Origin of the sequence: Shewanella sp. AS1 (assembly GCF_021412565.1) — a bacterium.
Lineage (GTDB): Bacteria > Pseudomonadota > Gammaproteobacteria > Enterobacterales > Shewanellaceae > Shewanella.
The window spans coordinates 125184-137452 of sequence record NZ_JAKCLJ010000007.1 but is presented as its reverse complement, the minus strand read 5'-3'; the positions used below and the strand labels follow the sequence as shown (position 1 = coordinate 137452).

At 45.6% G+C, this 12269-nt stretch carries 8 protein-coding genes, 1 rRNA gene and 1 pseudogene; 3 read left to right on the top strand and 7 right to left on the bottom strand.

From position 1 onward, the window contains the following. A 16S ribosomal RNA gene (locus LZP69_RS11385) occupies positions 1-603 on the bottom strand; the annotation flags it as partial. Positions 604-1247: 644 nt separating this feature from the next. Between LZP69_RS11385 and LZP69_RS11380 the strand changes: the two genes are divergently transcribed. Further along, positions 1248-1700 (top strand): RNA recognition motif domain-containing protein, encoded by a 453-nt coding sequence (locus tag LZP69_RS11380; protein WP_234200705.1) that lies wholly within the window; start codon positions 1248-1250, stop codon positions 1698-1700. On the opposite strand, the gene murI is transcribed toward LZP69_RS11380, so the two are convergent. Then, a complete protein-coding gene (murI, locus tag LZP69_RS11375) occupies positions 1697-2542 on the bottom strand; it encodes a glutamate racemase (protein ID WP_234200704.1) in 846 nt (281 codons plus the stop codon). The two genes, LZP69_RS11380 and murI, sit on opposite strands and share 4 nt — an antisense overlap. 138 nt (positions 2543-2680) lie before the next feature. Here murI and trmA point away from each other — a divergent pair, with 138 nt between their 5' ends. Both trmA and LZP69_RS11365 read left to right on the top strand, forming a co-directional pair. Continuing rightward, positions 2681-3781 carry a tRNA (uridine(54)-C5)-methyltransferase TrmA gene (trmA, locus tag LZP69_RS11370; protein ID WP_234200703.1) on the top strand — a complete coding sequence of 367 codons (1101 nt, stop codon included), beginning with the start codon at positions 2681-2683 and terminating at the stop codon, positions 3779-3781. Between the two features lie 341 nt (positions 3782-4122). Further along, a pseudogene (locus LZP69_RS11365) lies at positions 4123-4584 on the top strand (IS481 family transposase); the annotation flags it as partial. A 100-nt stretch (positions 4585-4684) separates the two neighbouring features. Here the strand turns inward: LZP69_RS11365 and LZP69_RS11360 are convergent. From LZP69_RS11360 to LZP69_RS11340, 5 genes are read right to left on the bottom strand one after another with little or no spacing between them, the layout of a single operon-like run. Next, positions 4685-5719: a virulence RhuM family protein gene (locus tag LZP69_RS11360; protein ID WP_234200702.1), complete on the bottom strand. Its 1035-nt coding sequence runs from the start codon at positions 5717-5719 to the stop codon at positions 4685-4687. Positions 5720-5736: 17 nt separating this feature from the next. After that, the gene (locus tag LZP69_RS11355; RefSeq protein WP_234200700.1) at positions 5737-7755 is read right to left on the bottom strand and encodes a hypothetical protein; all 2019 of its coding nucleotides are present in this window, start codon (positions 7753-7755) and stop codon (positions 5737-5739) included. Between the two features lie 9 nt (positions 7756-7764). Then, positions 7765-8988: a restriction endonuclease subunit S gene (locus LZP69_RS11350; protein WP_234200699.1), complete on the bottom strand. Its 1224-nt coding sequence runs from the start codon at positions 8986-8988 to the stop codon at positions 7765-7767. A gap of 2 nt (positions 8989-8990) precedes the next feature. After that, on the bottom strand, positions 8991-10469 hold the full coding sequence (locus LZP69_RS11345; RefSeq protein WP_234200698.1) for a class I SAM-dependent DNA methyltransferase: 1479 nt from the start codon (positions 10467-10469) through the stop codon (positions 8991-8993). Positions 10470-10472: 3 nt separating this feature from the next. Next, positions 10473-12269: an AAA family ATPase gene (locus LZP69_RS11340; protein ID WP_234200696.1), complete on the bottom strand. Its 1797-nt coding sequence runs from the start codon at positions 12267-12269 to the stop codon at positions 10473-10475.

Sequence of the window (12269 nt, the reverse complement as noted above, 5' to 3'; positions counted from 1 at the left end):
ATCTCGCTTAACAAACCGCCTGCGTACGCTTTACGCCCAGTAATTCCGATTAACGCTTGCACCCCTCGTATTACCGCGGCTGCTGGCACGAAGTTAGCCGGTGCTTCTTCTGCGAGTAACGTCACAGATGCAGGGTATTAACCTGCACCCTTTCCTCCTCGCTGAAAGTGCTTTACAACCCGAAGGCCTTCTTCACACACGCGGCATGGCTGCATCAGGGTTTCCCCCATTGTGCAATATTCCCCACTGCTGCCTCCCGTAGGAGTCTGGGCCGTGTCTCAGTCCCAGTGTGGCTGATCATCCTCTCAGAACAGCTAGGGATCGTCGCCATGGTAGGCCATTACCCCACCATCTAGCTAATCCCACCTAGGTACATCCAATCGCGCAAGGACCGAAGTTCCCCTGCTTTCCCCCGTAGGGCGTATGCGGTATTAGCAGTCGTTTCCAACTGTTATCCCCCTCGACTGGGCAGTTCCCTAGGCATTACTCACCCGTCCGCCGCTCGTCAGCAAAGTAGCAAGCTACTTCCTGTTACCGCTCGACTTGCATGTGTTAGGCCTGCCGCCAGCGTTCAATCTGAGCCATGATCAAACTCTTCAATTAAAAGTTTTTTGTTTGGCTTGCGCCAAACGACTCAATGAATTCTGATTCATCGCTTAGACTCGGAAGAATCTAAGGATGTTTGTACATATTGCTATGAACACTCTTCATTGCATTGAGATTTAAATCGTTTTCGATTTCTCAACACCTGTGAGTGTCCACACAGATTACTTGATATGTTGTTAAAGAGCAGTGCATCTTTCGATGCTGCCGTTAGACGCTTGGTCTCGGCTTAGGGCTGCGTATTCTACGCATTCCGTTGGTTGCGTCAAGCAGTTTTTGAAAACTTTTTGATGCCGTACCTTATGGCACCTGACCTTAATATCTCTTTCTCTTAACCTTGTTAGATAAGGAGATATTTTGGCATTGCGAGTTGCATTGCCGTGTCAGTGGAGGCGCATTATAGGGAGTGAATCTGATTGCGCAAGGGCTTTTTTGCGTTACGACTTTCGCCTGCCGATCATTTAGGCATAGTGTCGATTTTTAGGCCATTCTTGCGATTTTTTAGACCAAACATGACATAACGCATTATATCAGCAATTAATTGAGCTCGTTTTTTCATCAATATGCTAGTGTAATTCCTCATTTTTCATTACCATATACGAGCTGTTAACAGTTAATTTTCAATTTCTTCAGAGAACATTTATATGCAAAAGCCATTTCTTACTGTTTTGATTGTCGCCCTCATCGGCGCATTGGCAATTTCTCAATTCGCCTCCGATCTGTATTCTGCAATCGCATTTTTTACCGGTGCCATCATTGCAAGTGTGATTTTCACCCTACAATCTTCTTCCTCACCCTCTGCGACTAGCGAGCAATATACGGGGCCAACCATGACTCTGTATGTCGGTAACCTGCCTTATCGTGTTCACGAAGGAGAAGTTAAAGAGCTATTTGGTAAATTTGGGCCTGTTAACTCTGTACGCCTAGTGCGCGATCGTAAGACCGGCCGTCGTAAAGGTTTCGGTTTCGTTGAGATGTCTGAAGCTGGCGCTAAGAAGGCCATGGCTAAATTAAATGAATTTGACTTCCAGGAGCGCACCTTGAAAGTGCGTGAAGCCAAGTCACAGGACGCAGATAAAGATCAAAATAACGGCTAACTCTTAGTCTTTGATTGAGTCCCCTCATCTGTAAGAACATTAGTCATTTCATCGGTAGTGTCGCCGTTCAACGGCCTTACCGATGAAAAGCCATAATCGGCTAATGTTCTTTCTAATCCCGCTGAAATTGTTTTTGTCGTAAAAAATGCCTGTAGCGCTGCCTTACCTGATTTGTCTGTTTCTGGATTTAGCAGAGTATGCACTCGTGCGGCGATGGCTTTTCCCGAATCGAGTAGCAATACCTCATCCCCCAAATAGGTTTGTAGCTCCTGTTTTAAGATAGGGAAATGGGTGCAACCCAATACAAGCGTGTCGATTCCCGATGCTTTAATTGGCGCTAACAGCGCGGCCAACAGGGCTTTATCTATGGCTTGCTGCGCCATTTTTGCTTCGGCCATCAATACTAACTCAGAAGAACCAAAACGCTCCACATGACACTCGGCAGCAAACTTCGTAATCAAGTCGTGGGTATAAGCTCGGTTAACTGTCCCAGGTGTCGCCAGCAGTCCAATGTGTTTATTTTTAGAAAGCTGAGCTGCGGGTTTGATTGCCGGTACGACCCCGACAACGGGAATAGAAAGCAGGGCTCTGAGTCCAGGCAGGATTAGTGTGCTGGCGCTGTTACAGGCCACAACGACTATATCCGCCGCTACCCGCTCGACCGCCTGGCCAATAATATCGATACAACCGTCGATCAGCTCCTGTTCCTGTAACTCACCATAGGGCAATCTGGCATTGTCGAACAGATAGTAATAACTGGCGTGGGGCAAGACCTGCTTGATCTCCGATAAAATAGATAAGCCGCCCACGCCTGAGTCGAATACAAGAATATTTGTCGACAAACTGAAGGTTCTCCAAGAGTCATACTGAACCGACGACGGATTTTTCCATCCTTATCGCTAATTCAAAAAGGCTGATACTGGACATCAAGGCTAACTAGTATACTATTTGCGCCCCAATGATAGTAACGGTGTTTAAAAATGAATTTAGAAGCAATGGATCCTAACCAATACGATAAGCAGCTTGATGCGAAACGTGAGAAATTAGCGCAACTATTTGCTGACTATAACACCCCGGCATTGGAAGTCTTCTCCTCTGAGTCGGCACACTATCGCATGCGCGCCGAGTTTCGCGTCTGGCACCAGGGTGATGACCTTTACTACTATATGTTCGATAAGACGCTGAATCAAAAGGTTCGTTGTGAGCAGTTTCTACCGGCAAGCCAACTGATCAACCAGATGATGCCCGCCTTAATGGAGCAGCTGCGCCCCAATGCGGTGCTGCGGCACAAGCTGTTCCAGGTCGATTTTTTATCGACCCTTAGCGGCGAAATCTTGGTTTCCCTGCTGTATCACAAGCAATTAGATGCCCAGTGGCAGGCCGAGGCAATCGCCTTAAGACAGCACCTATCGACCCAGTTTAACGTCAATATTATTGGCCGGGCTCGCAAGCAGAAGATCGTCCTCGACCGAGACTATGTGGTCGAAAAGCTGCCCGTGAACGGTAACACGCTGACCTATCAACAGGTGGAAAACAGCTTCACTCAGCCCAATGGCAAGGTTGCCGTCAAGATGCTCGAATGGGCGATAGATATCACCAGACAGAGCAGTGGCGATCTGTTGGAACTCTATTGTGGTAACGGTAATTTCTCTATCGCGCTGGCGCCCAACTTCAATCGCGTACTGGCTACTGAGCTTGCCAAGCCCTCTGTGGAATCAGCGCAATTTAATATCGCCGCGAATCAAATTAAAAACTTGCAGATTATTCGTATGTCAGCCGAGGACTTCACCGAGGCACTGGCCAAAACCCGTAGCTTCCGTCGTCTCGAAGGGATAGATCTCGACAGCTATGATTGCAATACCATTTTTGTTGACCCGCCACGTGCCGGGCTGGATGACAATACGCTGACCATGGTGCAGGGTTATGAGCACATCTTATATATCTCTTGTAATCCACATACCTTGCTGGACAACCTCAAGGTATTGGATAAGACCCACAAGATCACCCGCTTCGCCCTCTTCGATCAATTTCCCTATACCGACCATATGGAGTCGGGTGTGCTGCTAGAGCGCATAAAGTAAGAGAAACAGCATAAATTGCAACCGAAGAAATAGCGCCAGGGTACAGCACGGGGTACGGGGTCGTTCAAAACACTAGAGTAATTTCGACCCTAACTACCTCTTCCACTCATTAATATATCGTAAATATGTGATGAAACTGTGAGGAGTGAGATTCACAAAGTTCAGGAGTGAAGTTCATTACAACCATGAAGCGGTTATCATTCGTATTAACTCACAGCAGAGCATTAAGGCTACATTCAAAACGCAATTTTTGAAAAAGCGCAGCTTGGACTTTCTCCCCCTCCACCTCAACTCAATTCAATTCATCGTTGGCATGATTAGCTTTATCGGCAGGGCTTCATCACCCTGGCTATCTTGGCTCCCAAGACACGTTTTATGTCGGTAATTTAAAAGACGTTGGCCGCATCTACCAACAAATGTTCGTCGATACCTACAGCAAAGTTGCCTTTGCTAAGTTCTACAATACGAAAACGCCCATCACCTCAGTCGATGTACTCAATGATCGTGTATTGCCGTTCTTCGAGGCTCAGGTGCTGCCTATGTTGCGGATTTTAACTGACCGAGGCACAGAATATTGCGGTAAGGTTGAACAGCACGATTACCAGCTCTATCTGGCAATCAACGATATCGACCACACCAAAACCAAAGCGAGGCATCCGCAAACCAATGGTATCTGTGAACGGTTCCACAAGACGATCCTGAACGAGTTTTATCAGGGCAAGATGTTATGCGGCAGAACGCCAATGGGAACATTAACTGATGGGAAACGGATTTGGGCTGAAAAGAATTTAGCTCAAATCTAATCTGACGAAGGCACCAGAAAACTGGATAACTGTCAGATCAGGTCTGAGCTAGTACAGCTAAGACCTCAACTCATTCGAGATCAGGGCTGTGCGATAGCGGCTATTTATCTTTTTTGAGTATGGCCTTGAGTGCTGCAATATTGGCCCGTGAACCTTCGGCTTCTTTTAAACGACGGCGCTGTGCTGCAAAGCGGTCAAACTCCAATTTCGCCTTATCATCTGCGTCTTTCTTGGTAATTTTTCCTGCTCCGCTTAACACTTCTCTATCATTAAAACTTAAAAACTGATCAAGCTTATCGGCCCAGTCTTGCAAGAACACTTGTTTGCGGCGTAGCGCCTGGTCCTCGGCAAAGTCAAGCCACATATTGACGATGCGATTGAGCTCTTTGATTTCGTCTTCACGCAGATAGTTTTTGGCGATGGTTACATCGGTCTTACGCACTTCATCGCCTTTATAGCTGGTTAAGCCCATATCCGGCTTACTAGCATTCACACGGCTGGCAATAAGCTCAGCGGCGGTCATATGAGTACAGGCATAATGCAGCTTGTTCTGGATGATTTGGAAGAAGCGGTTGGTCTCTTGGTTAGATGGCTCGTAATCGGCAGCCATGGTAAAGATTTCTTTCACCCGCAGATAAACGCGACGCTCACTGGCACGGATATCACGAATGCGTTCCAGCATTTCATCAAAGTAATCTGGCACAGCAGAATGGCCAACGGGCGGGTTCTTCAACCGCTCGTCATCCATGGCAAATCCCTTGATCAGGTATTCTGTCAGGACTTGCGTCGCCCATTGACGGAATTGTGTACCACGTTGCGAACGAACTCTATAGCCTACAGACAAAATTGCATCAAGATTGTAGTGGTCGATCTCACGAGATACTTGGCGAGTTCCTTCCAATCGAACTATCCGGAATTTCCGGATGGTTGCGTTTTGTACAAGCTCACCCTCGTTGTAGATATTGATTAGATGCTCATTGATTGTGCGAACGTCTTTATCATAAAGCTCAGCCATTGCAGCCTGAGAAAGCCACAAGGTGTCAGACTCAAAACGACACTCAACGCGAGTTTGACCATCAGCACTGGTGAAAAGAACAAACTCACCTTGAGGAGCTTGGGGGATATTATCTGTCATGCAATCAACCTTTTTACTTACATAGAGGGAAGTCCAAGCTTGTCAAAGAATGCACGGTTACGTTCCTTTGCGGCCCTCACAAGCTGATTAAAACTTATGACCTCAATATAAGCTTTGTAATTGGGGTTGTACCCGAAGAATCCCATGCCATCCGCAGTCATAGTTAAACTAAAGTTTTTGCAGCGCGTTACCATTGTAGAGGTCAGGTCGCACACAATATAGCAGTATGCGGGGATATCATGATTTCTAGGGATAAGTAGTCCTGATTTTGTTTTCGCTTGACCCTCGCGAATTCTCTCTACATAACCAAGAGCTTGAGCAATCGGGTCTTTATCTTCGCCTTCACGCATGTCGTTACGCATTGGGCGCTTGATTTCGACAACGGTGATGGCGGCAAGGGGAAAGTTGGTTTGATCGTTAACCAGCAGTGGGTTATCAAATACTCTGAGGCTGATTAAATCGGGCTCTTTGGTGGACTCGTTACCAGTAATAGGCATGGCGTTCAGCGTTTTGTCTGAGGCCAAATAGTTGTGAAACGCCAAACGCTCATCAATCAACCAAAGGTTGCAAGAATCCTGGAAAACCTCGCTGGAATCCTTGCGCATAGGCATAATCAGTTCATGAATCATATCTTCACGGGCGTACTTCCCATCTTCCAGCCGCTCGATCGATTTCTGTAAGAGATCAATAATGACTTTGCGATGTGAAACGTAATTGGCGAGGTCTGATTTTTTCAGGTCTTCTGCTTTGCGTAGATACTCGCTCAGTCGTTCTTTGTATTCTTCTACATGCTCCTCATTCTGAGGCTGCATGATGTCATGGCCTTCACTCACCAACTGACGCTCCACCTCATACCACTGTGCATGCAGGTGTAGTTCAAGCTCCTTGTCGGACTTTTCCGGATCAACAATCAGCAGCTCTTCCGAAACGTAATTGGCAATAGGACGGTAGCGTGGCGCGTGATTGTTAATAAAATCGTCTACCCTTTTGCGACCGGCTGAGACATTTTCTGACAGGACATCTTGCAAATACTCGTTGGTGCGCACTAACACTGCATCGCGAATGTCTTTAAAGCTTACTTCGTTGAGCATGTCCTCTACGTTTTCGGCAATATCAAAAGAGGTGCGCTCGCTGCGTACACGCTCATCTAAGTAGCCTGAAGACACGTAACAGGTATAGGTAAATTCCCCCGATTGGTCAGATATTTTGCCGTATAAGCCGGGAATTTTTCCTTGAATGGATTCTTCTTTAACCAATCGATTAGCTGCGCATAAAGCTAACTGATGCTTTTTATTTACTGACGCACGAAACTTAATGTGGGTTAGGTCAAAGGAATAATCGCGGATTGTAATCGTTTCGAGAAACGCACTGGCATGCATATGCTCTTCGAGCAAGTGGTCAAGATCAAACACCTCACCAGCATCATCAACCAGAATCTTGGGTGCACTGCCTTGGCGAACAAAGTACCAGAGCACATGTTCAAGCAATTGATTGGCGATGGACTCCCCTTTGCTGGACACCTGCTTTCGAAAGTTGTCGTCAAACCCTACTAACTTGATAAGGGTGCCTGACTGCTGTTCGGTAGCCTCCACAACTTTTTCACCATGGACGCCAAGTTTATCGTCAAAGCGGAATACGCGCTTCTTTAGTTCACCATCAATATCGAGAAAGTGGCTTTCAACTTCGACCAGATCAAACACTTTGAGCCACATCAAGCGGCCAACACCCCGGCAGCCTTTGTCAATTTTGTGGTCGGAATCGAGCGTTTCAAATGACTTAAAGTTAGTTTCATCAAAACCACAACCGTTGTCAGTGATGGTGAAACCGATGATAGGCGGTAAAGCTTTCGCTTCTAAATCCAGACCGCCTTGGGTAGCTCGATTGATACGAAGTACAATCTTGCCGTTATTGGCATTGCCCTTTTCTTCGATAGAGTGAATAGAGTTTACCACTGCCTCAAAGACAGGCATTAAGCCGTGGCTCTTGGACAAAGAAGTATTGCGTAATCGGCCTTTGAGATTAGTTTGTAAACTCATACTCCCTCCTTAGAGCTCGCCTTTAAAAGCGGAATCGAGAATCGATGCTTTTAGTTGCTGCATCATTGTTATTTTTTCAGAAATTTCGGCTTTGCTCTTTCTTGCTTTGGATATCAAAGCGTTGCAGTCAACAACCGCTTTAACAATAGCGTCATCATTATTTGGGAAAGGAATCGCTAAATTTTTAAGGTCTGTTATTGATAAATTAGGTTGGTTAAGGGATTTTGATTTTTCAAGTACGTAGTTTTTTGTACGGGATGACTGCAAGTAAAGATAAATGAAATCTAATACGTGTCTGTTGTGTGAAGTTATTGCAGCGACACGCTGATTCACTAGCGCTCCGCTATAAGCTTCAGGTACTCGGCAGACTTTCAACCCGCCATTAATTATCGGACGAGTTAATGCGATTACGATATCGTTCGTCTTTGCTGCAAATCTCTGATATTCAGTTTCATAGCTAGCTGGCAGAAACTCTTCTGCATTTTCAGAAAACTCATTAACACCAACGTTGGTTATTTTAATCGGCTTAATTCCGGATTCCGATGTGAAGTCACCGCTTTTGAATGCATAACCAGATATAAAATCAGCTAACTTTGACAAGGTTAACTCGGGGTTTGTTTCTGTGAGTTCAGCAAAATAGACATCAAGCCCATTCTGAGATAGCGCATCAGCCAGTGTGACGCTTTCCTGCAAATGCTCGATGGCGGTGTCGATGCGGGTGAGCAATGCATCGAGTTTTTCGACTATGCGTTTTTGTTCCGTCAGTGGTGGTGTAGGAATGTCGATTTCACGGACATAAGCTTGACTAATATTTGGCTGCGCTCCACCAAAGCTATCTTCGATGATCTTTTTTCTTTGAGATAGCAAATAGTAACGTAAGAAACCTCTTGCCAATAACTGGTCATCTTGATTTATGCAGCAAACCGCTTGATTAGTCGCGGCATCATAAGTTAAAATCCCAAGCTTACCCGCTGTTGCTCCATATAAGGCAAGCAACAAGCTTTCCTTTGGAAAAAGTTTTGCTGAGGAATTTTTTAACCCTAGTTCGGTAATAAATTCTTCATTTTTTTCAACTCTGCTATCGCCTAACTCTCCAGATTTTACCCAGGGAATTGAGCCTCCCCAATAATCCTTATTTGAGCGTGATGGAGTTCCCCCGCTGGTTGTCTTAGCTAATTCACTTAGCTTTCTCCAGCTCCACCCATCCGGTAATTTATACAAAACCTGCTGCATGATTACTTCTCCGTCAACAGATCTTCAATTTCATCCAACAGCCCAGACACCAGCTTTTCTTTTGTGCGGATCTGCTTAAGGATGTCTCTGGGTGCTAAATGCTCGGCATCTTTCTGTTTGGCTGGATTTTTGGCGGATAGGTCATAGTCTTCAGCAAGTTTACTGGCTGAAACAGTCCAGGAGCGATCAGTGGTTTCACGGCTGGTATACAGCTCAACAAACTCTTTTAGGTGCTCATCGGTGATGGGTTTGTTTTTGGTGAGCTTTTGCTCCGGCTCGCATTCGTAGTACCACACATCGCTGGTGCCGCCGCTGCGCTCAAAAAACAGTACGTTGGTTTTAACGCCGGAATAGGGCAAAAATACGCCAGCGGGCAGGCTTAAAATGGTGTGCAGGTTAAAGTTTTCCAGCAGTTCCTGTTTGACCTGTTTAAAGGCGCTGTTAGTTTGGAATAGGACGCCTTCTGGTACAACGATGGCTGCTTTGCCGCCACTTTTCAGGGTTTTCATAAAATGCTGTAAAAACAGCAATTCGGTTGCGTTGCTTTGGATAGGGAAGTTTTGTTGAATTTGCGACTTTTCTTTACCGCCAAACGGCGGGTTAGCCAGAATAATGTTGTAACGGTCTTTTTCCTGAATATCGCGGATATTCTGAGTCAGCGTATTACCGCGGAACAGGTTAGGTGACTCGATGCCATGCAAAATCATGTTCATCATGCCCATCACATAAGCCAGAGAGGTTTTCTCAAAACCGAAGAAGGTGTCACGCTGAATGAAATCCCACTGCTCGGTGGAGAGCTGGTTCTTTTTGCTTCTCAGGTGTTCAAAGGCTTCCACCAGAAACCCGCAAGAACCGGCTGCTGCGTCGTAAATTGTCTCGCCGGCTTGCGGGTCAATGGCCTGCACCATCGCGCGCACCACGGGGCGCGGGGTGTAAAACTCACCGGCGTAACCACCGGCATCGCCCATGTTTTGCAATAAGCCTTCATACACCAGCGAGAGTTCAAACATTTCATCACTGGACTGGAAATTCAGTGTGTCGATAATATCCAACACTTCACGCAAGGTATGGCCAGACGCTACCTTGTTGTCTAAATACTGGAAAATGGCACCAATTTTATAGGCGAAGGATTTTGGGTCTGAACCTGTAACGGCGGCATTGGCAAAGCTTTTTAAGTAGGGGAATAACTCGTTATTCACATACTCGGTTAAGTCATCGCCCGTGCGAACTTTGTTAATATCTAGCTTGCCCTCAGCATTTTTTGGGCAGGCCCAATTTGACCAGCGGTGCGCTTCATCCAACACCGGTTGATAATCTTTACCTGATAGTACCGCTTCATCTTCTTTTTCAGACTCATAATCATCCAAAAACTTTAAGAACAACACCCATGAGGTTTGCTCGGTATAGTGCATAGCACCACTAATGCCATCGTCGCGGCGCAGTATGTCGGTAATTCGGTCAATCTTTTGTTGTAGTGACATGGCTTATAGTTTTCCGATAATAAAATTGTACATATTGGTGATGTCTTCGCTGATTTCTTCTGGCTTCATGTGACTTATATAAAACTCAATTTTGGTCAAATCTTTGCCAATACCTTGGGTTTCGATCAATGGATTAACGATACGCTTAACATCAAGCATTCTTATTCCGTCGTTATCCCCTGAATCACCCTCTCTCAAATGAAACCCTTGTGCCAGTTGCTCATTGTTTATTGCATCTATCACTTCAAAGTGCATCAGGGCACTATAGGAAAGTAAATAGTTTTCAATTTCACGACGTTTCCAAGCCAATAGGTATGGCGATACGTTGGTGCCACGAGGCCATTGAATGGCATTTAGCAATTCACGGTACACTTGCCCGTTCACTTGAACGCCATTAGCAACATTCCAGTCCAATGCAGCCTCGTCTCGATCACAAATTAGGAAAATCCGTGTTGTGACAAGTGGTGATTCAATCTTGCTTAAGCCATGTAACCACTCTATTTTGCCCTTACCAAAGGTTTCGTTAGCAGAAGCGTAGCTGGACGACTTTTTCATGGCATGCATAGTGGCTAATCGATTTACGTCTAACCCTGCACGTGAGGCGAGTTTGGTAAAGATAATCCAGTCGTTGTAGTCATCTAATAAGGCGATGTTAGGCAGCTTGCCACACACCTCAAATTCAACGGATTTGGCACGAGAAAGTACACTAAGGCGGCTGATTAGTTGCTTGATCTTGTTGTCTTCGTTAATTCGACCTTGTTCTACCACTTTCAGGTGTTCTATGCGGTTTTCTTTTGCAGAAATAGAGTCCAACAGGTGTGTCGTAGTAATCGCATGGCCTTGAATGCCGTGTAATAGCGACCATAGTTTCTCTACGTTTTTGTAGTGCAGGTGCGAATCTGCTTCATCAAATAGGAATAGCGTATTCGGCGCATCAAAAAGGTCTATCAACGCGTATAGAAAGAGCAGTTGGTATTCACCATCGCTTAACTGGTCAAGCTCTATTCCATCTTTAAAAACGAGTTTGTAGCCTTGTTTGTCTATGAAGTAATCGTTATCCGCCGCTTGGGTAAAAAAGCTCACTTCAGGGTCAAACGCTATATTTTGAGCCTGGGCATTTGCTTCACCAGCTTCTATACCCTCTTCACCAGCTTGTGGCTGTCTTGGGTAATCGAACGAAACATCGATCAATCTGCTTGCTGGTATTTCAATAGTTCGCTTACGTAGCGGTTGCTCAAACTCATAGTCATTTGAAACAAATGTGTTGATGAAGCTATCTAATGAACGGAAATAGGGCGTATTTCGTAGCGTATCAACCTCACCACTTTCTTCACGCTTCAGAGCGTCTTGAACTCGATTGACATAATTTTTATCAATCTTGAATGCGCATTTTAAGCAGGTAGTTTGGTCATCACCTTCAAATGCCGATTCAGTAACATAGCCTCGTTCGCGCAAAAATGAACGAACTTTGCCACTACGCTTAGTCGCCGTTGCGAGGAAAATGAGTAATTTTGACCAGGGCTTGTCAAAGTAAAGGCACTCTAAGCCTAACCCTCTACCCGCTTGACGTTCGCGTTTTAAGTAAACACCAAACTTTTCAGAGTAGTTTTCATTCTGCCCTGAAGAAAAGCACACCACATTTAGGTGGTGATGTGCGCGTTTGTTTAACCGCTCTTCAAATACTGACTGCAAGATGCTGGACTTACCGCTGCCATTTTCACCAATCAAGGTCGCTACTTTGTTGATATGCAGGGCTTGGCGCTGGTTATGCAGCGGGTTAGGCGCTAGTGTTAGTTCCAT

What these genes read in the sequence shown, in the direction of transcription:
- LZP69_RS11380 (WP_234200705.1), top strand. Translation starts at nt 1,248, where the DNA reads ATGCAAAAGCCATTTCTTACTGTTTTGATTGTCGCCCTCATCGGCGCA.
- trmA (WP_234200703.1), top strand. Translation starts at nt 2,681, where the DNA reads ATGAATTTAGAAGCAATGGATCCTAACCAATACGATAAGCAGCTTGAT.
- LZP69_RS11360 (WP_234200702.1), bottom strand. Translation starts at nt 5,719, where the DNA reads ATGACAGATAATATCCCCCAAGCTCCTCAAGGTGAGTTTGTTCTTTTC.
- LZP69_RS11355 (WP_234200700.1), bottom strand. Translation starts at nt 7,755, where the DNA reads ATGAGTTTACAAACTAATCTCAAAGGCCGATTACGCAATACTTCTTTG.
- LZP69_RS11350 (WP_234200699.1), bottom strand. Translation starts at nt 8,988, where the DNA reads ATGCAGCAGGTTTTGTATAAATTACCGGATGGGTGGAGCTGGAGAAAG.
- LZP69_RS11345 (WP_234200698.1), bottom strand. Translation starts at nt 10,469, where the DNA reads ATGTCACTACAACAAAAGATTGACCGAATTACCGACATACTGCGCCGC.
- LZP69_RS11340 (WP_234200696.1), bottom strand. Translation starts at nt 12,269, where the DNA reads ATGGAACTAACACTAGCGCCTAACCCGCTGCATAACCAGCGCCAAGCC.